Annotated in this window: 20 protein-coding genes and 1 tRNA gene; 14 read left to right on the top strand and 7 right to left on the bottom strand. The window is 44.1% G+C overall.

Annotation, left to right across the window (positions count from 1 at the left end; all coding sequences use genetic code 11):
* Positions 1-295: 295 nt before the first annotated feature.
* Positions 296-1,885, top strand: coding sequence for a peptide chain release factor 3 (locus tag HF312_09175; protein ID MCU7520372.1), 1,590 nt, complete (start codon positions 296-298; stop codon positions 1,883-1,885).
* 89 nt (positions 1,886-1,974) lie between these two features.
* On the opposite strand, the gene HF312_09170 is transcribed toward HF312_09175, so the two are convergent.
* Complete coding sequence (locus HF312_09170; protein MCU7520371.1) at positions 1,975-2,490, bottom strand: periplasmic heavy metal sensor; 516 nt, start codon at positions 2,488-2,490, stop codon at positions 1,975-1,977.
* Between the two features lie 227 nt (positions 2,491-2,717).
* On the opposite strand from HF312_09170, the gene HF312_09165 reads away from it, so the two are divergent.
* The 4 genes from HF312_09165 (at position 2,718) to HF312_09150 (ending at position 4,515) form a co-directional block, all read left to right on the top strand.
* The gene (locus HF312_09165; GenBank protein MCU7520370.1) at positions 2,718-3,272 is read left to right on the top strand and encodes an RNA polymerase sigma factor; all 555 of its coding nucleotides are present in this window, start codon (positions 2,718-2,720) and stop codon (positions 3,270-3,272) included.
* The gene (locus HF312_09160; protein ID MCU7520369.1) at positions 3,259-3,888 is read left to right on the top strand and encodes a hypothetical protein; all 630 of its coding nucleotides are present in this window, start codon (positions 3,259-3,261) and stop codon (positions 3,886-3,888) included. Before HF312_09165 ends, HF312_09160 begins: the two co-directional genes overlap by 14 nt.
* A gap of 8 nt (positions 3,889-3,896) precedes the next feature.
* Positions 3,897-4,376, top strand: a complete 480-nt coding sequence (locus HF312_09155) for a hypothetical protein (protein MCU7520368.1) — start codon at positions 3,897-3,899, stop codon at positions 4,374-4,376.
* 55 nt (positions 4,377-4,431) lie between these two features.
* Positions 4,432-4,515, top strand: a tRNA-Leu gene (locus HF312_09150).
* A gap of 87 nt (positions 4,516-4,602) precedes the next feature.
* Here HF312_09150 and HF312_09145 read toward each other — a convergent pair.
* Positions 4,603-5,250, bottom strand: coding sequence for a porin family protein (locus HF312_09145; protein MCU7520367.1), 648 nt, complete (start codon positions 5,248-5,250; stop codon positions 4,603-4,605).
* A 152-nt stretch (positions 5,251-5,402) separates the two neighbouring features.
* Entirely contained in the window at positions 5,403-5,963 is a 561-nt protein-coding gene (locus HF312_09140) for a porin family protein (GenBank protein ID MCU7520366.1), read from the bottom strand.
* A gap of 437 nt (positions 5,964-6,400) precedes the next feature.
* Here HF312_09140 and HF312_09135 point away from each other — a divergent pair, with 437 nt between their 5' ends.
* The 8 genes from HF312_09135 to HF312_09100 all read left to right on the top strand — a co-directional run bounded on the left by HF312_09135 (position 6,401) and on the right by HF312_09100 (position 15,995).
* On the top strand, positions 6,401-7,300 hold the full coding sequence (locus HF312_09135; GenBank protein ID MCU7520365.1) for a proline dehydrogenase: 900 nt from the start codon (positions 6,401-6,403) through the stop codon (positions 7,298-7,300).
* On the top strand, positions 7,301-8,317 hold the full coding sequence (gene tsaD / locus HF312_09130) for a tRNA (adenosine(37)-N6)-threonylcarbamoyltransferase complex transferase subunit TsaD (protein ID MCU7520364.1): 1,017 nt from the start codon (positions 7,301-7,303) through the stop codon (positions 8,315-8,317).
* Positions 8,318-8,320: 3 nt separating this feature from the next.
* Positions 8,321-8,659 carry a chorismate mutase gene (locus tag HF312_09125; protein MCU7520363.1) on the top strand — a complete coding sequence of 113 codons (339 nt, stop codon included), beginning with the start codon at positions 8,321-8,323 and terminating at the stop codon, positions 8,657-8,659.
* A 58-nt stretch (positions 8,660-8,717) separates the two neighbouring features.
* Entirely contained in the window at positions 8,718-9,713 is a 996-nt protein-coding gene (mltG, locus tag HF312_09120) for an endolytic transglycosylase MltG (GenBank protein MCU7520362.1), read from the top strand.
* Positions 9,683-11,380: an Ig-like domain-containing protein gene (locus tag HF312_09115; GenBank protein ID MCU7520361.1), complete on the top strand. Its 1,698-nt coding sequence runs from the start codon at positions 9,683-9,685 to the stop codon at positions 11,378-11,380. Before mltG ends, HF312_09115 begins: the two co-directional genes overlap by 31 nt.
* 187 nt (positions 11,381-11,567) lie before the next feature.
* Positions 11,568-13,112 carry a twin-arginine translocation signal domain-containing protein gene (locus HF312_09110; GenBank protein MCU7520360.1) on the top strand — a complete coding sequence of 515 codons (1,545 nt, stop codon included), beginning with the start codon at positions 11,568-11,570 and terminating at the stop codon, positions 13,110-13,112.
* A 21-nt stretch (positions 13,113-13,133) separates the two neighbouring features.
* Positions 13,134-14,474: a TldD/PmbA family protein gene (locus HF312_09105; GenBank protein MCU7520359.1), complete on the top strand. Its 1,341-nt coding sequence runs from the start codon at positions 13,134-13,136 to the stop codon at positions 14,472-14,474.
* Between the two features lie 504 nt (positions 14,475-14,978).
* Positions 14,979-15,995 carry a hypothetical protein gene (locus HF312_09100; GenBank protein ID MCU7520358.1) on the top strand — a complete coding sequence of 339 codons (1,017 nt, stop codon included), beginning with the start codon at positions 14,979-14,981 and terminating at the stop codon, positions 15,993-15,995.
* A gap of 15 nt (positions 15,996-16,010) precedes the next feature.
* Here the strand turns inward: HF312_09100 and HF312_09095 are convergent, their stop codons facing one another.
* The 3 genes from HF312_09095 to HF312_09085 form a co-directional block, all read right to left on the bottom strand.
* Positions 16,011-16,865, bottom strand: coding sequence for a YihY/virulence factor BrkB family protein (locus HF312_09095; GenBank protein ID MCU7520357.1), 855 nt, complete (start codon positions 16,863-16,865; stop codon positions 16,011-16,013).
* 117 nt (positions 16,866-16,982) lie between these two features.
* Positions 16,983-17,879 (bottom strand): DMT family transporter, encoded by an 897-nt coding sequence (locus HF312_09090; GenBank protein ID MCU7520356.1) that lies wholly within the window; start codon positions 17,877-17,879, stop codon positions 16,983-16,985.
* Positions 17,869-18,321 carry a hypothetical protein gene (locus HF312_09085; GenBank protein MCU7520355.1) on the bottom strand — a complete coding sequence of 151 codons (453 nt, stop codon included), beginning with the start codon at positions 18,319-18,321 and terminating at the stop codon, positions 17,869-17,871. The genes HF312_09090 and HF312_09085 overlap by 11 nt, the downstream gene beginning before the upstream one ends.
* 207 nt (positions 18,322-18,528) lie before the next feature.
* Between HF312_09085 and ettA the strand changes: the two genes are divergently transcribed.
* On the top strand, positions 18,529-20,214 hold the full coding sequence (gene ettA / locus HF312_09080; protein MCU7520354.1) for an energy-dependent translational throttle protein EttA: 1,686 nt from the start codon (positions 18,529-18,531) through the stop codon (positions 20,212-20,214).
* Positions 20,215-20,291: 77 nt separating this feature from the next.
* Here ettA and HF312_09075 read toward each other — a convergent pair whose 3' ends face one another.
* The gene (locus tag HF312_09075; protein MCU7520353.1) at positions 20,292-22,136 is read right to left on the bottom strand and encodes a PAS domain S-box protein; all 1,845 of its coding nucleotides are present in this window, start codon (positions 22,134-22,136) and stop codon (positions 20,292-20,294) included.
* Positions 22,137-22,259: the final 123 nt, after the last annotated feature.

The following is a 22,259-nucleotide window of genomic DNA, read 5'->3' as shown; positions in this document are numbered from 1 at the left end:
ACTTTTTATTTACCTGCAAAAAATTCAGGGGAACTTGACTTTGCACATTTCCTGGCATTTTCCCATCCCCGTTAGGATAAAATCCTGCTTTTTCGTATTTTAAGAGACTATGAAAAAGTTTTTTCACACATTCTATTAGCACACGCAAGATAAAGCCTCATTCCGGGCTATGCCCCGGCTCAGGTTTCTGGTAAATTATCCTCTTTTTTCAAGGAATTTTAACCTCTCAGTTGATGTTATATTCCAATTATACCGATAAAATTACGTTTATGAAGGAGTAAAGCAACTTTAGAATATGAGTATTCAAAAGGAAATAAATAAAAGAAGAACGCTGGCTATTATAAGCCACCCGGATGCCGGGAAAACCACGCTTACGGAAAAATTCCTCCTCTTTGGCGGCGCCATACAGACCGCGGGGGCTGTTAAGTCAAATAAGATTAAAAAAAGCGCAACGAGCGACTTTATGGAAATTGAACGCCAGAGAGGCATTTCTGTTGCTACATCCGTAATGTCATTTGATTATAACGACATCCGCATTAACCTGCTCGATACGCCGGGGCATAAGGATTTTGCCGAGGATACCTACAGAACCCTTACGGCAGTAGACAGCGTCATTCTTGTTGTGGACTGCGTAAAGGGTGTTGAGCCTCAGACCGAAAGGCTCATGGAAGTCTGCCGCATGAGAAAAACACCGGTTATTATTTTTATAAACAAGCTCGACCGCGAGGGGCGTGATCCTTTTGAACTTTTAGATGAACTGGAAGAAAAGCTCTCAATCAGGGTCCGCCCTTTAAGCTGGCCTGTCGGCAGGGGGCTTAGGTTCAAGGGGGTATATAACCTCTACGACAAAAGCTTTAATATCTTCCGCCCGAATAAGACAAAGCTTGATGAGGACCTGCTTGTTGTTCAGGACCTGGATGACGAACTGCTGGAAGAAAAGCTTGGGAGTGACCCCCTTTTGCAGCTCAAGGAAGATGTTGCCTTAATTGAAGGGGTTTACGACGCTTTTGACCGGCAGAAGTATTTAGAAGGCGAACTTGCACCGGTTTTCTTCGGAAGCGCAATAAATAACTTCGGCGTTAAAGAGCTGCTGGATACCTGCATTGAAGTTACCCCGACGCCAAGGGGAAGGGAAACAGACCGCCGTATGATAGACCCTCTTGAGGAGCAGTTCTCAGGTTTTGTCTTTAAGATTCATGCTAATCTGGATCCCAAGCACCGCGACAGGATTGCTTTCCTCAGGATCTGCTCGGGCAAGTTTGAAAGGAATAAGTTTTTCCATCACGTTAGGCTCGATAAGAGCTTCCGTTTTTCAAGTCCCGCAACCTTTATGGCGCAGGAGAAAAACCTTGTCGAGGAGGCTTATCCGGGTGACGTGGTGGGGCTTTATGACACGGGAAATTTCAAGATAGGGGATACCTTAACCGAGGGAGAAAAGCTCATTTTCAAGGGGATTCCAAGCTTCTCTCCCGAGATCTTCAAGGAGCTTATAAATACAGATCCCATGAAAACAAAACAGCTGGAGAAGGGGACTCAGCAGCTTACAGATGAAGGTGTGGCTCAGCTTTTTGTTCAGCAGCTTGTAAACAGGAAAATTGTGGGAACAGTCGGAGAACTGCAGTTTGACGTTATACAGTACAGGCTTCTTCATGAATACGGCGCATCGTGCCGCTTCAGGCCGCTAAATTTCTATAAAGCCTGCTGGATCACTTCAGATGATGAAAAGAAAATTGAGGATTTCATACGCTATAAACCGGATAACATTGCTCAGGATAAAGACGGCAATCTGGTTTACTTTGCTGAAAGCGAGTGGCTCTTAAATAAGGCAATTGAAAATAATCCGGATATCAGGTTCCACTTCAATTCAGAGTTTAAGGTAAATTAAAAGCTTTCATTTTGAGTTAAATGTGTTAATAAAAAAGCCGGCAATAACTATTGCCGGCTTTTTTATTATATCCCTGAAGCTAAAGCAAATTAGCCGTTATCCTGCGGAGCCATCTTGCCGCGGTGCTGCATCATGCCTTTTCCCATCATGCCTTTTCCTCTTTTCTGGAAGCCTTCTCCCATTCTTTCACGGAGCATCGGTGCCATTTTGCGGAAAGTTTCCTTCTGCTGGTCGTTAAGGAGGTTATAGATCTGGAACCAGTTTTTTATTGATGACGCCTTCATATCTGCCTGTATGCCGCTTACTTTCTTTGTAAGGTCGAGTATTTTGTCTTCATCGGGATTATTGCTGGTAAAAAGGTTTTTTATGTCAAGCCTTGTCTTTGCAATATCTGAGCGGTAGTCGACCATCTGTTTCTGGTGCTCGGTTCTTAGCTTTTGAATCTGATCCTTCTGATCCTGAGAGAGGTTAAGTTCCTGGAGCATTTTCTGGCGGCCGGGCATTTTGCCCTGTCCCTTTCCCTGCTGCTGCTGGGCAAAAAGGCTGCCCAGGGGTAAAACTGCAATTAAGGCTACAGCTAATATATTTACTATCTGCCTTTTCATTTTTAATTCTCCTTTGTTATTTTAATGTATCATTTTTAATATTAATCAGGCTGGATCCAGATAAATATCATTCTTGAATATTTACATAACTTGGACACAGCCATTTGTGCCCAGGGTTTAAAGAAAAGCACATCATGAAAAAGAAAAATAAATTAAGTCTTTTATATCCAGTTTATTTAAACCTTAAAACGTTTCCAGGTGTCTAAAATTAGAACAAACAGTAATTTATGGCAGAAGAAAAGGATTTTGAATACGTCAGGCGCTTCATCAGTGGAGACGAAATGGCCTTTAATCTGCTGGTAGGGAAGTACCAGCAGAAAATTTACTGGCATGCCAGGCGTATGTTGGGAAATCATATGGATGCCGATGAAGTTACGCAGGAAGTACTGATTGTTCTTTATAATAAGCTGAAGAGCTTTAACTTTAAGTCGTCGCTCTTTACATGGATATACAGGATTACGGCAACCAGGAGCATTAATCAGCTCAACAAGAGGAAAGTAAAAAGATTTCTCTTTCTGGAGGATTCGGATTACGATACGCTTAAAGACTCAGAAGATATAGTAGAAAATATAGAAAATAAAGAGAAAGTAAAAAAACTGGACGGTGTCTTAAAGGAGCTTCCGGTTAAGCAGAGAGAAGTGTTTATACTCAGGAATTTTGATGAGTTGTCATATGAAGAGATATCCGAAATAACGGGCAGAAGTGTTGGCGGCCTGAAGGCCAACTACTTCCACGCTTTGAAGAAAGTAACGGAGATGATGGAAAAAAATGAAAACGAATGATGAAATATTAAAGTACCTTGCAGGCATGCTCACCGAAGAGGAGAAGAAGGCCTTTGAACTGGAGCTTCAGAAGTCGCCCCTTCTAAGAAAAGAGCTGGATAAGAAAGCCTCAGTTTTAAGCGGCATTAAGGCTTTGGGAAACACTGAGGCCGACAGCCATTATTTTGAGAATCTTCTGCCTCAGCTAAGGCAGAAGCTGAATTCCGGGAAAGGGAGGTCTTTCAGGCTTTATCCCAGGCTGGCCTACGTAATTCCGGTACTTGCCGTAATAGCATTCTTTGTTTTCAAACCTTTTATTTTCAAGCCTTCGGGATTTAACCCTTTTTACAAGGGAACAAGCGGACAGTCGGAGTTTACGAAGACAGTAAGCCAAATGAATGACGAGACGAAGACGGAAGTACTCAGCACTCTGATGGAAAATGAGACGGGCACAATTCAGGCAGAGGCACTTCCGGAGAGTGCAGCCGAGGCTGTTGAAAATACAATGGGGGAAGAGTTATACAAGGAATCTGATTCAAAAGGTCAGTACCTGGATAACGATGAGCTGATAAATACAATTTCAAGTGATGAGGCTGAGAGTATTTATCAAAACATGATTAATAAAAAGATTCTTTAGGAGAAAAAATGAAAGGTGTAGTTTTTGTCCTTATTTTCTTTGCGGTATCTTTTACTGCTCTTAATGCACAGCAGGGGCACCATATGTCCCAAAAGGCGCATGAGAAGATAAATGAGCTGGAAAAAATAAAGCTCATGGAGGCGCTGAACCTGGATGAGGCAACCATGGTTAAGTTTTTTGCCCGCAGGAAGGATTTCCAGAACAGAATCGCGGGTCTGAATTTACAGAAGAACAATGAATTAGACGAGCTTCAGAATGCACTCAATAGTGAGGGGGGCGCGGTCAGGGATGAACAGTTTTACAAGAAATTTGTTGAAAATATAAAATCGCTCGATATGAATATTGCAAAGACCCGGAACGAATATTTCAGTTCGCTGAGGGATATACTTTCTCAAAGGCAGATTGCAAAGCTGATGGTATTCGAAAGGAACTTCCGAAAGGAACTAAGAGACATAATTTTTAAAGAAAGAAGAAGAAATTTAGAATAATTTTAAAAAAAGTGTTGATTTTTTGGTAATCAAACCCTATTTTTACCTTGCTAATGCGGAAGTGGTGAAATTGGTATACACGCTATCTTGAGGGGGTAGTGCCTTAACTGGCATAGGGGTTCAAGTCCCCTCTTCCGCACTTAAAAAAAGAAAAGCCATCGTCTAAAAGCGATGGCTTTTTGCTTTTTAAAGATGCAGTTTGTCTTTCAAAACCATCCGGCTCTCATTACCTGGGGTGATATAGCAGGTTTACTGAAAGCGTAAAAGTATTAAACCCGTCCTCGTTGCTCATCTTTCCGAACAGGTTGACGAAGTTGATTCTAATGCCCGCATCCAGGTTCAGCTGACTTAAGATTCCGACGTCAATTCCGGCTCCTAATCCAAGGCCCCATCTGGCACGGCTGTCGGTGGAGAATTCCTGTGTGGTATTAGGGAAAATCCTGCTGAAATTTGTTTTTCCCTGGGCATTCATCTGAAGTTCCAGGTCGGCATATGGTGAAAATGAAGATTCAGGGTTAATCAGGTATTCAGCTCCAATGGCAAATGTAAAAATGCTAGTCGACGATTCCAGGTCAATTGCCGTAGTAGGGTTTATGATCACATTATTCTTGCTTCCGCTTATTGATGTATAAGCGAGCCTTCCTGTAAGTTTAACCGGTATGGGCTGAAGTCCGAATTTAATTTTCCCCTGGAGGTGATAGCCCGATTTAAGGCCAAGATTTCCCGAGGTATCGATGTCGTTTGTATAAGCGCCGGGCCCCAGGACGTAGGTCAGCCCGCCTCCGAAACCGTATTCAAGGTTCCGGCCCTGTGAAAAAACTGATGAAGAAAAGAAAAGTACAAAGAAAATAAGAGCAGTAGTAACCTTGTTCATTTTGTCTCCTTTTCCGTCTGTTAATTACATATTAAAAGCTTCAAGATGAAAGTAAATAGCTTTATTTGGGAACAGGGACTTTTTTGAGGTGAATAAACAGAAAAGCCCTTTACAGGTGATGTAAAGGGCTTTTAGCGCAGAAAACGCTTTTATTAGAATTTATAAGCTATACCAGCTGTAAGAATGCCAAGTCCGTAACCCAGTTCACCGAAGACGGCAAAATTAGGGCTGAAGAAGTAGCGTACGCCGCCGTGAATACCGATTACTGCATAGCTGCCAGAGGCGCTGTAATCGTGTCCAAAGTAATCTGACGGTGTAGAAACGCTGACTACATTATATCCAACTGTAAGGCCTGCATAACCGTCCAGGTTCTTAATGCTCTCCAGGAAGTGGTATTCGCCTCTTGCGGCAATGAGGAAATAGGTATATTTCCATGACCAGTTCTCGCCTGCCCATCCTCCCCAGTCTTCTGATGAACTTGCATAGCCCACAAGTCCGCCGACAGATATTTTGTCGTCAATGCCGTACTGGAAACCCGCGCTGATGGGGGGCATGCTGGACGTACCGTAAATACCAGCCATTCCAAGACCCAGACCCAGCTGGCCAACCTGTGAGTTTTTCTGGAAGGGGTTAACCGACTGTGCAGATGTCGTCATTGATGACAGCATAATAATAACTAAAAGTGCAGCAAGTACCTTAAAAGTTGATTTCATTAGAACCTCCATTAATTGATTGTTATTAGACCGGGAAACTAAAAAAAAGTAATCCCTAAAGAGTTTAATTAGATATAGAATTACACTTAAATAAGTAAAAATATTTAATAACACCAGGGTTGTCAGGTCTTTCCCTGAAATCAGATTTTCTTATATGGGTAAATTAAAGAACAGGTCTCAAACTTCTATCCTTGCGGCACTTATAAAAGTAAGCAGGCGTGAATAAACGATATCGAATCCAAATTCAAAATAAATGTGTTCAGAGACTTACAATAATATACATAAAAGAATTCAAATGTCAATTGTCAAAAGTACATTATATTAGCTAAGAGGATGACAGGTCCCTGTCGTTTTTTCCCCCTGCAAATACAGAAAAGAAGAGTTTGCTTAATTCTAAGTCTTAGAGTAAATTTGTTGAACAAAAAAATGGAGTTACAGTGTCAACATTAAACAATACCATTGTTAAATTTGTTGAGCTTCTTCCGAAGCCCATTGTAAAAATATTCGCCCAGCGTTACATTGCAGGCGATACGCTTCAGGATGCAATCAGAGTTGTAAAGGAATTAAATTCCAGGGGAATTTATGCAACCATGGATGTTTTAGGCGAAGCTATTCAAACAAAGAGCGAAGCCCTTCAGGCAAAAAAAGAATGCCTGGAAGTACTTGAAGCCATTAAGGACAATAATCTTATGGCAAACCTTTCTGTTAAACCCACACAGCTCGGACTTGCGCTGGACAAGGAATACGGGCTTAAGGAAACAGCAGAAGTTGTTGCCAGAGCAAAGGAACTGAATAACTTCGTGCGTCTGGATATGGAAGATTCCCCGTATACGGATGCAACTTTTGAGCTTCTCAAGTGTTTAAGAGAAAAATTTGACAACGTTGGCGTTGTGGTTCAGGCATACTTAAAAAGAACCTTAAGCGACGTTCAGTTGTTAAATAAAATAGGTACAAATTACAGACTGTGCAAGGGTATCTATATCGAGCCCGAAGAAATAGCTTATAAGGATAAGCAGAAGATCAGGGACAATTACCTGGAAATACTAAAAACGATGCTTAAAGACGGAAATTACGTGGGTATTGCCACTCACGATGATTACCTGGTCAACGGCGCCTTAAAGCTCTTAAAAGAGTTGAACGTTCCGAAGGATAAATATGAATTCCAAATGCTCTACGGAGTAAAGGAAGACCTGAGGGATAAGATCAATGAAGCCGGGCATAAGATAAGGATCTATGTACCATTCGGCAAGCAATGGTACAAATATTCTATCAGAAGATTAAAAGAGAATCCGCAGGTTGCATGGTACATTACAAAAAGTATTTTTATGTTTAAATAAATGAATGTAATAGGAATAGAAAGTTCTTGCGACGAAACTTCGGTTGCAGTAATACGTGACGGTAAATTAACTTCAAATTTAATTTCTTCACAGGATTTTCATGTAAATTATGGAGGCGTGGTTCCTGAGCTCTCGAGCCGCGCCCATTTACAGATCATCATCCCGCTGCTAAAGGATTCACTGAGGCAGTCGGGCATAAGCTTAAATGACGTTGATGTTGTCTGTGCCACTGCAGGGCCCGGTCTCATAGGCGCTCTTCTGGTAGGGCTTACATTTGGCAAGTCGCTGGCTTATTCATTAAATAAGCCGTTTATACCGGTAAACCACATTGAGGGGCATATTTTCTCCGGATTTTTAATGGAAGAAAAGCCGGAATTCCCTTACCTGGCTCTTGTGGTCTCAGGAGGGCATACGCTTCTTTTAATAGTAAAAAGCGATACAGAGATCATAAAGCTGGGTACGACGGTAGATGATGCGGCAGGGGAGGCTTTTGACAAGGTAGCCAAGATGCTGGGCCTGGGATATCCCGGGGGTCCGAAGATACAAAAATCTGCTTCACTTGGAAACCCCGAGAAAATACAATTCCCTATAGCCAGTCTGAAAAATCCATACGACTTTTCTTTTTCAGGGCTTAAGACTGCGGTTCTGCGCTATCTTCAGCAGACATATGGCAAAGATAAAAAAGTGCCTGAGGAGGACCTGCCGGACATTGCAGCTTCATTTCAGAGGGCCGTAATTAAGGCTCTGGTCAGGAACGTGGAAAAAGCGCTCAAGGAATATAAGGTAAACTCACTTTCACTTGTTGGCGGTGTGGCGGCAAATAAAGCACTGCGTGATGCTATGGCAGAGGCTGCTTCAAAGTACAGGAAAAAGCTCGTGATCCCGGACTTTATTTATTGCGGCGATAACGCTGCAATGATAGCTTATCGGGGACAGAGGCTTTTCCAGAATGGTAATAAATATTCCCTGGATTATAATGCTTTCCCGGGACTTCCTTCAAACACATTTGCCGGGTAAAGTATGCTTTCAGTGAAAAAGTACGAGGATATCCATAAACTTTCTGATGAAGAGAAGCTTCTTCTTCTCAGGAAATGCAGAAAAAGAATAGATTTATTTGACAAAATTTTAGTATATATACTAAACAAGCGTACCGACGTGGCTGTTTTAATAGGAAGAGTTAAAATTTCCTTAGGGCAGCCGATCTATTCGCCGGATCGCGAAAGGGATGTTTCAGAAAAAATAAACAGATCTAACAAAGGGCCGCTTTCCAGGGAATCACTGGACAGGATATACGAAAGAATCCTGGATGAGTCCAGATCTACTCAGAAAGCAGAGTCATCAAAGATTAATGCAAAATAATTCTCCCAATTCAGAAAAAAAAAAGTCATTTAAGGATCTGCTGAGTAAAAAAGAGCTGATGATAGTAGCGTTAGCTTTTGTTATTACTCTGGCAATTCTTATTAATACTTTTTTCTCGCCCAATTACTACAAGTGGCAGTCTCCTGTTACCTTTGAGATCAGGCATGGGATGACTCTGAACAACACACTGGATTCACTTTACGCCAAGGGGATAATTCCAAGCAAGACAAATATGCGGATTGCGGCAATTATCATGGGCGGGGGGAGGAACCTGAAGTCCGGTCGGTATAAGATTCCAAACGGGCTCAGCTACGTGGGCCTAATGGAACTGTTTACCTCGGGTAAAAGGGAGGTCTCTTCACTTATTACCTTCTCTGAAGGCTTTACTATTTACCAGTTTGCGCATATACTTAAAGACAGGCTCCAGCAGGACAGCCTGGAGGTCGTTAAACTCTGCCAGAACAGGCGTTTCCTGGATTCTTTGGGTATTGACGCCCCGAGCCTGGAAGGGTATTTAATGCCCGACTCCTATTATTTTTATGAAAAGACGTCTGCGCGCCAGGTAATCGGCCGCCTGAGGGGAGAGTTTAACAGGTTTTTTACAGACAGCCTGAAAAACCGCCTCAGAGGGATGAAATACGACCTGCGGGAGATCCTTACCATAGCTTCAATTGTCGAAGGGGAGTCGGCAAAAGCCTCCGAGTATCCTGTTATTGCAGGCGTTTATTATAACCGTCTTAAGGCAGGTATGAAACTGCAGGCCGATCCGACCGTTCAGTATGCACTGCTCGGGCGCTGGAGAAGGCTTTATAATAAGGATCTCTTATTTGATTCGCGCTATAATACTTATTTATATTACGGCCTGCCTCCCGGACCAATAAGCAATCCGGGCAGGGCGGCAATTATGGCGGCACTCTATCCGGCAAAGCACAATTATTTGTACTTCGTTGCCGATGGAACAGGCGGGCATAAGTTTTCTTCATCATTTTCCGAACACCAAAAATTAGTGAGAGCATACAGACAATGGCGGGACAAACAGGCAGAAAAATACTAAAACTTCTTATCTTACCGGTACTGCCGCTTCTATTGGCAAGCTGTGCAAACCAGCTTGCACCGGGAGGTGGGCCCATAGACAGGACTCCTCCTGAAGTTGTTTCTGTATATCCGGAAAACGGTACAACAGGCTTCCATGAGGGTTACTTTGAAGTTAACTTTTCCGAGTACGTGGACAGGCGCTCAGCGCAGGATGCCATATTTATTTCTCCTGCCGTGGAAGGACAGTTGGAATATGACTGGAGCGGGAAAACCTTAAGAGTGAACTTCCCTGAACATCTCCGCGACAGCCTGACTTATGTTGTAACACTGGGAACAGATCTTGTGGACTTAAACAACAGGAACAGGATGGCGCAGGCTTATTCTTTCTCATTCTCAACAGGAAATAAAATTGACAAGGGGATGGTTGAGGGAAAAGTCGTTACTAACGACCCGTCAGGAGTAATGCTTTATGCCTATGAGAATACCGGAGCTGAAATCAACCCTTCGAAAGAAAAACCCAAGTATATCTCTCAGGCGGGCAAGGACGGCAGATTCAGGCTCCTCGGTATGGCTGAGGGCACATACAGGGTTTTTGCAATAAAAGATGAATTCCGGGATTTTATTTATAATGTAGGCGAGGACCTCTTTGGGGCGCCATACAGGGATATTACCTTATCAGGAAAAGATTCGGTTTTCAGAAACATGGATTACTTCCTTTCAAAAGAGGATACTGCAAAGCCGAGGCTCGTTTCAGCGGCAATGACGGACCGCTATCATATTCTTATCGGCATAAGCGAGGAATTCGACAGCACTATTATTAATGCTGGCAACTTCTACATTTATGACTCCACCACACAAAAAGAGTTTTCACCGCTTTATGCTTTTAAGGGACGGGCTAAAGCCAACGAAATGGTGCTTGCATTAAAAGAAACCCCGGGCGGGCAGGACAACATATACCTTTTTGCCAAAAGAGTTTCCGACAGGCACGGCAATACTACAAAGGATGATTTTGTAAAACTTACTGTCAGTACCAAACCCGACACTTCTGCCCCAAGGCTTCTGCAGACAAAGCCTGGAGCAAATGAAGGAGAGGTAGAGACATCAAAGCCTGAATTTACTTTTTATTTTGATGACGGCTTCGACTCCCTTCAGGCAAAAAAAGGGATTTCCGCAATCGACAAATCGGGCAATAAACTCCCTGTAGATGTAAGCTTTGATGATAACGCATCCTTTAAGGTGAAGGTAATGTCTGAACTGAAGCCCAGGCTGAAATATTCGATAAAAGTCGACTTAAAGCAGATTATGGATGCCGCCGGCAACAGTACAGATTCAGTTTATACGCTCACATTTACAACCAGTTCGGGCATGGAATATACCGGTGTCTCCGGCAGCATCAGGCCTGACTCAAATATGATGAGCAGCAACCTGGTTGTTGTGCTCCAGGGAGTGGATAAAAACAGGCCCGTTTATAAAAAACGCATTGGGCGGAAAAAAGACTTTAACTTTAATAAGGTCACTCCCGGCAAGTATCAGATCTGGAGTTTCGATAACAGGGACAGTACGGGAGTCTATAATGCGGGTAAACCGTTCCCGTTTAAGCCCTCCGACAGGTTTACTTTTTATCCGGATACGCTGAACCTGAGGGCGCGCTGGCCTGTTGAAGACGTAAACATCGACTTCAAATAGAAAGAGATTTTTAGAGCACTTCCGGCGGCTTATTTTTACCGTTTGCAGAACAGGTAAGCCGCCTTTAACATTATTTAACCGCACTTAACAAATTCGTATTTCTTTCCTTGATTATTCAGAAAATATCAATGATCTTGCATATCTGAATTTTAGCTATTAATCCATTCCACATTTGGAGGCTTCAAATATGAGCGACAATATTCCGGGCATCTCCCGAAGGGATTTCCTGAAGATCACCGGTACACTGGCTGTGGGGGCGGCACTTGTAAACCCTATGCTGGACAGGGCGTTTGCCGGCCAGGCTATGGGCAGGACATCATCCTATGAGTTTTTTAAGACACTCTGCGGCCTTGATAACGTTACAATAAATAAACTCCTTGCAGTTGCCCTTTCAAAAGGGGGAGATTATGCCGACCTGTATGCCGACTACAGCATAAATAACAGCATTTTTCTTGAAGACAGGATAATTAAGAGTGCTTCAAAGAATATCTCCTCCGGCATCGGAATCAGGGTCTTAAAAGGGGACCAGACGGGCTATGCATATTCTGAAGACATGACATTTGAAAGCCTGAAGAATGCTGCTCTTACGGCTGCAAACATAGCAAATGAGGCGGGAAAAAGCTTTTCTGCCAATGTTACAAACCAGAAAGTGAAGAATTATTATGAAATAAGCCTTCCTTTCAGCGAAGTGGAGCTTGATGAGAAGATAAAACTCCTCAAGGAATCCGAAACTGCGGCTTTTCAGAAAGACAAGCGTATTACAAAGGTAAGCGCCAATATACTGGACTCTGAACGTTTTATTGTTGTAGCCAACAGCGAAAACGTCCTTATGGAAGATTATCAGCCTCTTATGCGCTATAATGTATCGGTTATTGCCGAAGAGGAAGGTAAACGCCAGTCGGGACGCATGAGCGGCGGCGGCAGAATTGGAATGGAGTATTTCAAGAATGTTAAAAGCCACACAAAGCTGGCCGAAGAAGCCGTAGAGCAGGCGCTTCTTCTTTTAACCGCAAAGAACGCCCCTGCAGGCCCTATGCCTGTAGTGCTTTCGCCCGGAGACTCAGGAATCCTCCTTCATGAGGCCATAGGACACCCCCTGGAAGCCGATTTCAACAGGAAGGGTACTTCGGCCTATTCCGGACGCGTAGGGCAGAAAGTGGCCTCGGAGCTCTGTACGGTTTACGACGGCGGCACAATTCCAAATGACCGCGGAAGCATTAACTTTGATGACGAGGCTGTGACTTCCAATAAAACAACGCTGATTGAAAAAGGAATTCTAAAAGATTACATGCACGACAGAATCAGCGCAAACTACTATAAGGTTAAGCAGACCGGAAACGGCAGAAGGGAATCCTACAAATATTACCCGATTCCCAGAATGACGGTAACATACCTTGAAAACGGCACAACAGACCCCGGGGAGATTATATCCTCAATTAAGAAAGGCGTCTACTGCAAAACCTTCTCGGGCGGACAGGTGGATATCTCAAACGGCGACTTTGTTTTCAATCCCACGCTGGCCTTTATGATCGAGGAGGGAAAGATGACTTATCCGGTTAAAAACTTTACCCTGATCGGCAACGGGCCTGACATCCTTACTAAGGTTACAATGGTCGGAAATGACTTTAAGTTTTCCGACGGCATGTGGACCTGCGGCAAGGGGCAGTCGGTTCCTGTTGGAGTCGGACTCCCGACAGTTAAGGTATCTGAAATCACAGTTGGCGGCATGTAAAACAAAAAATCCGGAGTAAAAATGTTACTTGATGAACATAAAAAACTGGCTCAGGAAGTCATAGATCTGGTTAAAAAACAGGGCGGGGATACGGCAGTTGTCCGTATCAGCTATGGGACGGACAAGGAGGTTTCAGTCCGCAACCAGAAGATAGACACCCTTACGCAGTCAAATTCAAAAGTGCTTTCCTTAACGCTGAGCAAGGATAAGAAAAAGGCAGCTGTAAGTACCAGCGATTTTTCCGAAGAGGCACTGAAGAACCTGGTCAAAGATGCCATGAAAATTGTAAAGTACACGGGGGCAGACGAGTTCTACGGGCTTCCTGAAAAAGATGAGCTTGGAATGGCGGAAGCGGATCTCAAAATGTATGACCCAAATGAAGAGTCCGTTACAATTGAAAAGCGTATTGAAATGGCAAAAGAGCTTGAAAGCCTTTCTCTTAAATACGACAAGGACCTTATTGCCGACGGAGCCTCTGTAAGCAGCAGCTCGGGGCATTTTGTCCTGGCAAACTCACTCGGCTTCTGCGAAGGCTACAGGCAGTCTGACTGCGGGATGCAGAGCTCCTGTGCAATCCCGGATGCCGTTGAAGGCCTAAATTCGGCAAGGAAGCAGTCGGGAGGCTGGTATACTGCAGCCAACAGATTTGACCAGTTAGACCCGGTTGAAAGTGTAGCCGAGAAGGCTGCAAAGCGTACAATTATGAAAAGGGGAGCCAGAAAGCCGAAGACTCAGACGGTTCCGGTTATCTTTGAAAACACGGTTGCCAGGGGATTACTCTCATTCCTCGTGCAGGCTATAACAGGGGGGAACATCTATACAAAGCAGTCGTTCTTAACTGACAAGCTGGGGCAGAAAATAGCAGGGGAGAACGTTACAATAGTGGAAGACCCGCTCATAGCAGGACAGGTTGCCTCGCGTCCTTTTGACGGCGAAGGGGTAAAAAGTAAGAGAAAAGTTGTCGTTGAAAAAGGGGTTCTTAAGACCTTCCTCCTGGACTCATATTCAGCCAGAAAGCTTAACATGAAGACGACAGGAAATGCTGACGGGGTGAGCAACCTTTATCTTGAAAGCGGGAAAAGCAGCCTGGAAGAGATGATAAAAACAATTGACAACGGGGTGCTTATAACCTACACTTCAGGCTTCGGTGAGATACTTCAGACGGGGGATTATTCAAGGGGAGCCCAGGGCTTGTGGATTGAAAACGGTAAGGTCGCCTACCCTGTAAATGAGTTTACAATTGCCTCAACCATGTTTGATATTCTGAATAATATTGAGATCATAGGTGACGACCCGATTAAGACAGGCTCCGTTTATTGCCCTTCCATTAAAGTTAAAAAGATGACAATAAGCGGCGTTTAAGTAGTAATATTATAAATTAAGCTGTAAGACCTAAGTAGATGTAAATAAATAACTTAAGTTTTGCCATGTGACAATAAGGGCGGAATAACATCTGCCCTTTTTTATTTTTCTGCCGGCTCTTTCACGGCTCTCCAAGACAGGGCATATCATCTCTCTTTATTCCCAGATATCGGGCTTTTATCTGCTATCAAAAATCGATATTAAAAGCACGCAACATTAATAATTATAATAAGTTAGGCCCCATTACCTGAAGAGTCCGGGCTGTGCAGGAGGCTGGACTTCTTTATCACTTGTATTAAAAAAATGAAGTAATATATTAAAATGAGTGGATAAGAGGAACGGTTATCTTAATAAGGGGAAGGCCATGAAGAGTTCTGCTTTTAAGATTATACCTTTCCGGGATGCTGGAAGTGCATTCCGGGAAAAACAATGAACAACAAATGAAGGAGAAAAAACATGGCAGAAGAGATGAATCCGGGGTATGTTCCTCCCGAGCGGGACCCCATTCCTCCAAGGTCCAGGGATATAACAGTTGAACAGGGGCGTCCAGGAATACTAAAGAGGATTTCCTGGGGGGCAGTTTTTGCGGGTGTGGTTGTTGCCCTGGTAGTTCAGCTGATGCTGAGTCTTTTAGGTCTGGGAATAGGCTTTGGATCTATTGAGCCTATGCGGGAGAGTAATCCCTTTGCAGGCCTTGGAACCGGAGCATTGGTCTGGTGGGTTATAAGCATGCTGATTGCTCTTTTCTTAGGGGGCATGACCGCCTCACGCCTGGCCGGCGTTCCGAGAACTTTCGACAGTGTGCTTCATGGTGTACTGGCATTCAGTGTATTTACGCTTGTTTCATTTTATCTGCTTACTACTGCAGTAGGCAGCGTTATAAGCGGAGTAGGAAGCCTTGTTGGAAAGACACTTTCAATGGCAGGCCAGGGTATTCAGGCGGCGGCGCCTGAAGTGGCAGGAGCCGTCAAGAGTGAGCTTCAAAAGCAGGGAATTGACCTGGCAGACCTGAAATCCGAGGCACGGCGCACCTTGCGCGAAACCGGGAAACCTGAGCTCCAGCCCGAGAACCTGAGGCGTCAGGGAAATGAGGCGATGCAGGACGTAACAGGAAGCGCCGGCAATGCGGCTCAGAATCCGCAGGCTGCGGATAATGAAGCCGATAACCTCATTGACCGTCTTTTCAGCCGGGGGCAGAATATTGCCAATGCGGCCGACCGGGATGCAGCTGTAAATGTCATAATGAAAAGAACGGGCAAAAGCCGCGAGGAGGCAAACCAGATAGTAGATAACTGGATTCAGACATATAACCAGTCGAAGCAGAAGCTTTCAACGGCCAAAGATTCTCTTGAAAGGAAAGCCCGCGAGACCGGGGATACAGTTGCAGCTGCAATGTCCAAAGCCGCCATATTTGCATTTATAGGGCTTATTTTGGGGGCAGTTGCCGCAGCTTTTGGAGGAAAGCTTGGTGAGCCTCATGATACCCCTGTACCCGTAAGGGTAAGCGAAACCAGGTATTAAGGGCATTACTTAAAGTTATTTAGGAACTATGCCTGAGCCGAACTTGACGGCATAGACATAGGTAAACTCAGCCCCAAGAAAAAGTATCTGGGCAGTGTAGTAAATCCAGATGATAAATATTGCAAGCGATCCGGCAGCCCCGAAAGTCGAACTGACGCTGCTTCTGCCCAGATACAGGCTGATCAGGTATTTACCCAGTATGAACAGGAGAGATGTAATTATTCCCCCAATTCTTACGTCTTTCCATGAGAGTTTAACGTCGGGCAATATCCTGTAAATCATTGAGAAAAGCACAACCATAATTATGAGTGAAATGACAAAATCCGTCAGGCTAAGGACAAAGGCGGGAATTGAAATATAGCGCTCAATAAAGTCGCTGAGTGCAGAGATTACGGTACTTATTATAAGCGAAAGCATCAGCAAAAAGCCCACTGCAATAATGAGCGAAAAGGAAATTAAACGGCTTTTAAGGAATGCTACGAGTGCTTTGTCCGGCTTGCGTCTTACCTTCCAGATCATATTAAGCGAATCCTGAAGCTCCAGGAAAACGCCCGAAGCACCCAGAAGCAGTGTAACAACTCCTATAACCGTTGCAATTATTCCTGACTGAATGTTGCTCGACTTCGTAATTGCATTCTGGATTAAAACTGCGCTTTCTCTTCCTACAAAAGACTGAAGCTGCCCGACAATCCTTCCCTGTGCGGCATCGTTTCCAAAAACAAAGCCGGCTATTGCAATTATTAAAAGGAGCATAGGCGCAATTGAGAATATCGTGTAAAACGAAAGTGAGGCGGCAAGCTTGGGTGCCTTATCATCACTCCACTTGCTGAAGGTTTCCTTGATAACATTCCAGACGAGACTAAATTTCATACCCCGGACCTGGCTTTATTGTGTATTAATCTTAAAATATCGAAAAATATTATTAAATCAAGACACAGCCATCACTCTCAGAAAGGCTCTCGGCTTTCAGTTTTTTTGTTCTGCAGATTACTGTTTTAAAGCCAAGGGCTTTGGCCTCCAGTTGACAAAAAAGACGCCGAGAGTAATTATTAGGCCGCTAAGGATAGTAAGAATTGTAATGTGTTCCTGAAGGACCATCCATGCTGAGAAGACCGTTACAAAGGGCTCAATATAAAGGAACACACCCACAGTAGTAGCCTCCATTTCCTTCAGGGCCTGCGCCCAGAAGACGTAGGCAATGCCGGAGCAGAAAACGCCAAGAAAAATTATTGCCAGCCAGGCATTAAAAGACATATGGAAAAGTAAACCGATATATCGGGGGCTGATTGTAAAAGGGGAAAGAATGAGGGCCATAAAGCTGAAGAGGTAGAAAATCGTAAGGAGGGGGGAAAAGTGCAGTGAAATCTTTTTATTCAAAGCAGAATATATGCTCCAGGTAAAGGCGCTTGCAAGGACAAGGAAATCCCCCCGGTTTGAAATGAGGCCAATGTTTGTAAAATCCCCCTTGCTGATTAAAAGCACGAGGCCGAACATGGAAAGCATAATGCCCCCGATCCTGATTAAATTCAGGGATTCGTGGAAAAACATTACGCCTATAATTGCCATAAACACCGGCGACAGTCCTATTATCCAGCCTGTGTTTGCTGCTGAGGTAAATTTCAAGCCTGTAACCTGTATCCAAAGGTGAAAAGAGGCGATTAGAGCAAGGAGAATGATATTTCTAAGCACCCTCATTGGTACGGTAAATCTCCCGTCCTTAAAAAGAACCACGGCAGCCAGCAGGGCGATCCCGAAAATGAGCCTGGTAAAGACGATCTCAGCGGGATTAGCCTCGGCAAGAGCGATTTTTGTAGCAACAAATGAGGCTCCCCATACGAGAACCGCAAACAGGGGTTTCCAGAAGCTGGATACTTTAACTTTCATTAATGGCGTTCTTAAAGCGTACTCTTAGGATACCGTTTTTAAAATCAGTAGAGATTATTTTAATTGATCCTATTTCTTTTGTTTTTCCGACGTGAGGGCCTATGCATGGACAAGCGTCATAGTCACCGATCCTGACGATTCTGACCTTGTCGCCTGCGTCTTCGGGGAGGCGTTCCAGATTAAATGTCCTTTGGGCTTCTTCGCGACTTAAGAATTCCTCTGTTACGGGGAGGTCCAAATCTATAATTTCATTTACTTTAGCTTCAATTGTCTGAATTTCGTTTTCCGTTAAATTACGGTCGAAATGATAGTCACACTTGGATTTTTTCTTTTCAATATGGGCGCTGAAACTTCTTCCGCAGCTGAACATTCTTACCATTGTCTGGTTTAATATGTGTTCTGCCGAATGCATCTGTGGGTTATAGTCTTTTCTTGGTTCCATAAGTTCCCGGATAGTTTTACTTCAAAAATAAGTTTAAACATAAAAATAAATAAGAGAAATTTCCATTTAGAATTACAGTGTAAGGCTATTAGTGCGCCTGATTTCAGGATTCAGATTTTTATTGACAATCAGGACTTTTAGGGCTATAATACCGGACTGAAGATTTTTGAAAAAACGTAAAAAACGAGAAAAGGAGAACCATTTAGAATGGCCGCAGTTGAACCTAACAAGGTTATTTACTCCATGATCGGGGTAAGCAAGTTCTATAATCAGAAACCGGTAATTAAGGATATATATTTATCATATTTCTACGGCGCCAAGATCGGCGTTCTGGGCCTGAACGGCTCGGGAAAAAGTACGCTTCTTAAAATTCTTGCCGGGGTGGACAAGGATTTTAACGGTGAGACCGTGCTTTCTCCGGGCTATACAATAGGCTACCTCGAACAGGAGCCGCAGCTGGATGAGGCTAAGACGGTAAGGGAAATTGTTGAAGAAGGGGTGCAGGAAGTTGTGGACCTCTTAAAGGAATATGATTCAATCAATGAAAAATTTGGCGAACCGATGTCTGATGACGAGATGACAGAGCTTTTAGAGCGCCAGGGGAAGGTCCAGGAACGCCTCGAAGCCTTTGATGCATGGGAACTGGATTCCAAGCTTGAAATGGCTATGGATGCCCTTAGGTGCCCTCCGGGCGAAACATCAGTAAAGGTTCTCTCGGGAGGAGAGAAAAGAAGGGTGGCGCTCTGCAGACTGCTGCTTAAAAAGCCGGACATTCTTCTGCTGGATGAACCTACAAACCACCTGGATGCCGAATCTGTTGCATGGCTGGAACATCACCTCCAGAAGTATGAAGGCACGGTTATAGCTGTTACACACGACCGCTACTTCCTGGATAATGTTGCAGGCTGGATCTTAGAGCTCGACCGCGGGCAGGGAATTCCCTGGAAAGGAAATTATTCATCATGGCTCGAGCAGAAGCAGAACCGCCTGGCTCTGGAGGAAAAGAAGGAATCAGAGCGCCAGAAGACTCTCCAGAGGGAACTTGAATGGATCAGGATGTCTCCTAAAGGGCGCCACGCAAAGTCCAAGGCAAGAATTACTTCTTATGAGAGCCTGCTTAAACAGGAGTCTGAAAAGCTTCAAAGGGAGCTTGAGATCTATATTCCGGCCGGACCCCGCCTGGGCAATAATGTAATTGAGGCCGCTGGCGTAAATAAGGCATACGGTGAGAAGCTTCTTGTTGATGATATGAACTTCGCGCTTCCACCGGGAGGCATTGTCGGCGTTATAGGCCCTAACGGCGCCGGAAAAACCACACTTTTTAAGATGATTACAGGAAAGGAAACCCCTGACTTGGGTGAAATTAAAACAGGAGAAACTGTAAAGCTGGCCTACGTGGATCAGTCCAGGGAAGCCCTTGATCCTGAGAAGACCATCTGGGAGATGATCTCGGGCGGGGAGGACAACCTTATGCTCGGAAATAAAAGCGTAAACTCAAGAGCCTATGTTGCGCAGTTCAACTTCTCGGGCGCCGACCAGCAGAAGAAAGTCGGTCTTCTTTCAGGCGGCGAGCGTAACCGCGTTCATCTTGCAATGATGCTGAAGTCAGGCGCAAATGTGCTTCTGCTGGATGAACCTACAAATGACCTGGACGTCAATACAATGCGTGCTTTGGAAGAGGCTCTGGAAAACTTTGCCGGATGTGCCGTTGTAATAAGCCACGACCGCTGGTTCCTGGACCGCGTTGCCACTCACATTCTGGCTTTTGAGGGTGAAAGTAAGGTCGTATGGTTTGAAGGCAATTTCTCGGACTACGAGGAAAACAAGCGCCAGAGGCTTGGTGCTTTGGCCGAGCAGCCGCACAGAATAAAGTACAGGCAGCTTACAAGATAATTTTAGAAATGACTTAAAAAACAGAAAAGCGCCCCGGGAATTTTTCTCTGCGGGCGTTTTTTTTGACGCCTCATTTATTATCTGTCAAAGACTACCCTGAAAACAGTGCCAGAGCCCTTGATGCTTTTTACCTCAATGACTGCCCCATTCAGCTCGGCGTATTTTTTTGCCAGGGCTAAACCCAGTCCGTTACCCTGATACGACCTTGTGTAGCTCTGGTCCTCCTGCGAGAAAGGTTCAAAAAGCCTTGGAAGATAGCTTTCCGAAATCCCGATTCCTGTATCCTCAATTGAAACGATAAGCCTGTCTTCCTCGTCCTTTTCCAGGATTATCCTGATTTTTCCCTGATCCGTGTATTTAACTGCGTTGTCGATGAGGCTGCGGAAGACCTGTGAGATGGAATATTCATCTGCAATGATACTGGCATCAGAAGAATAGTTTTCGAGCTGCATCACAACGCCTTTATCGGCGGCATATTTCCTGAATTCGGCATAAAGGTTCCGCAGGATATCATTATAAATATCCATCTCCCTTGGATATAGTTCATAGGTCCCGGTCTGAAGTTCAGACATATTGACAATAAGATCTACGGTTCTGAAAAGCCTTTTGCCCGCTTTTTCAATTATCTTGAAGTTCTTCCTGAGCTCGTCGTCCTCCCTTAAATCCAGCTCTTCTTTCAATAGAGCTGAATAGGTAAGTATAGTATTAACAGGAGTCCTGATTTCATGTGATATCTGTGCCAGGAACTCGGTTTTCATCCGGTCTGATTTTTCAGCTTTTTCCTTGGCGCTTATAAGTGCGTGCTCGGTTCTTTTTCTTTCTGTAATATCGATTACAATAGTAATGAGCACTTCATCCCAGCCCTTTGAATTTTTAAGGATATTAATGGTATGTTCGGTGTCGATTGTTGTGCCGTCTTTCTTTTTCATCTGGTATTCAGTCCGGAACGTGTTTTCCCTTGCGAGCTGGGGGTCGCCTAAGCGTTTGAGGTTTTCAAAATGTTCGGCGGAAAAAAATAAGAACTCAGGGGTTTTGCCTATGACCTCGGCTGGTCTGTAGCCGAATATTTTTTCAACTACAGGGTTGCATGCAATTATTTTGCCGGTTGACCTTTCACTTACAAAAACAGCCTCATTCAGGTTTGCGAACATCTTCTCAAGGAGGCTTTTAGCCCTTAAAAATTCCCGTTCAACACTCTTTTTTTCTGTAATATCGAGTGCAGTGGAGACGACACCCTTCATATTGCCGTTTTCATCGTAATCGGGCTCAATTACGATGTCATAATAGAAATCCCTGCCCCTGGCTTTTGTTTTTACGATCTTCCGCGTCTTGATGGACGATTCGAGAACCTGCTTTTTAATTGCCTGCAGGACCAGGGCATCTTCCCGGGGTAAAATCTCGATGTCTGTCTTACCCTTTACTTCTTCAGAAGAATATCCGAGGAATGAATTGTTGCTCCAGGTATAGTGGAGGTTTTTATCCTGCTTTAGTATCAAGACAGGGGAATGCCGGGCAGTTAAGATGATCTGTTCCTCTTTTTCCCTGAGTTTTCTTTCCATTTTTTTGAGCTTTTGCACATGCCTGATGGAATGTTCCAGAATTGCAGGGCTCAGGTCACTTTTGGGCAGGAAGTCGTCTGCTCCAAAATATAAGTCATCCTCGGAGGATATGCTGCTGCCTGTGGATATTACAGGTATTCCTGCTGCAGAGATTAAAATCGTGGAGAATGTGTCCCTGTTTTTTAACGCCTGCAGGTCCAGGTCCACAATTAAAAGGTCAAACTCATTTTCTTTCAGCAGGCCCTGTGCTCTGGAGGGATCTGAAGCAGACTTAAGGGCGAGCTCCTCTGTGAACCTCTCCTGGCTTGCTTTTAAGACTCCCGCCAGCTCTTTTTCATTTCCGGATAGAAGTAGTATTCTCATTTCAAAATAAATCTTACTTAGGCCGCTTTAATTGATTTACATTTTTGTTTTAACTTAGCTGATTATCCGGCTTTTATAACCAGGTTTTCTATTTATAACTTATCTTTCGTTAAAAAAGTTCGG

The sequence above is a fragment of the Ignavibacteria bacterium genome, assembly GCA_025612375.1.
GTDB lineage: Bacteria > Bacteroidota > Ignavibacteria > Ignavibacteriales > SURF-24 > JAAXKN01.
Note: the sequence above shows the minus strand (reverse complement) of the source record. Positions and strands in the feature narration are given on the sequence as shown.

Bases quoted from the DNA above. Each gene is read 5' to 3' on its own strand.
- tsaD (MCU7520364.1), top strand. From the start codon at position 7,301: ATGAATGTAATAGGAATAGAAAGTTCTTGCGACGAAACTTCGGTTGCA.
- HF312_09145 (MCU7520367.1), bottom strand. From the start codon at position 5,250: ATGAACAAGGTTACTACTGCTCTTATTTTCTTTGTACTTTTCTTTTCT.
- HF312_09085 (MCU7520355.1), bottom strand. From the start codon at position 18,321: ATGGAACCAAGAAAAGACTATAACCCACAGATGCATTCGGCAGAACAC.
- HF312_09125 (MCU7520363.1), top strand. From the start codon at position 8,321: ATGCTTTCAGTGAAAAAGTACGAGGATATCCATAAACTTTCTGATGAA.
- HF312_09170 (MCU7520371.1), bottom strand. From the start codon at position 2,490: ATGAAAAGGCAGATAGTAAATATATTAGCTGTAGCCTTAATTGCAGTT.
- HF312_09095 (MCU7520357.1), bottom strand. From the start codon at position 16,865: ATGAAATTTAGTCTCGTCTGGAATGTTATCAAGGAAACCTTCAGCAAG.
- HF312_09115 (MCU7520361.1), top strand. From the start codon at position 9,683: ATGGCGGGACAAACAGGCAGAAAAATACTAAAACTTCTTATCTTACCG.
- HF312_09140 (MCU7520366.1), bottom strand. From the start codon at position 5,963: ATGAAATCAACTTTTAAGGTACTTGCTGCACTTTTAGTTATTATTATG.
- HF312_09175 (MCU7520372.1), top strand. From the start codon at position 296: ATGAGTATTCAAAAGGAAATAAATAAAAGAAGAACGCTGGCTATTATA.
- HF312_09105 (MCU7520359.1), top strand. From the start codon at position 13,134: ATGTTACTTGATGAACATAAAAAACTGGCTCAGGAAGTCATAGATCTG.
- HF312_09155 (MCU7520368.1), top strand. From the start codon at position 3,897: ATGAAAGGTGTAGTTTTTGTCCTTATTTTCTTTGCGGTATCTTTTACT.
- ettA (MCU7520354.1), top strand. From the start codon at position 18,529: ATGGCCGCAGTTGAACCTAACAAGGTTATTTACTCCATGATCGGGGTA.
- HF312_09075 (MCU7520353.1), bottom strand. From the start codon at position 22,136: ATGAGAATACTACTTCTATCCGGAAATGAAAAAGAGCTGGCGGGAGTC.
- HF312_09110 (MCU7520360.1), top strand. From the start codon at position 11,568: ATGAGCGACAATATTCCGGGCATCTCCCGAAGGGATTTCCTGAAGATC.
- HF312_09160 (MCU7520369.1), top strand. From the start codon at position 3,259: ATGAAAACGAATGATGAAATATTAAAGTACCTTGCAGGCATGCTCACC.
- HF312_09090 (MCU7520356.1), bottom strand. From the start codon at position 17,879: ATGAAAGTTAAAGTATCCAGCTTCTGGAAACCCCTGTTTGCGGTTCTC.
- mltG (MCU7520362.1), top strand. From the start codon at position 8,718: ATGATAGTAGCGTTAGCTTTTGTTATTACTCTGGCAATTCTTATTAAT.
- HF312_09165 (MCU7520370.1), top strand. From the start codon at position 2,718: ATGGCAGAAGAAAAGGATTTTGAATACGTCAGGCGCTTCATCAGTGGA.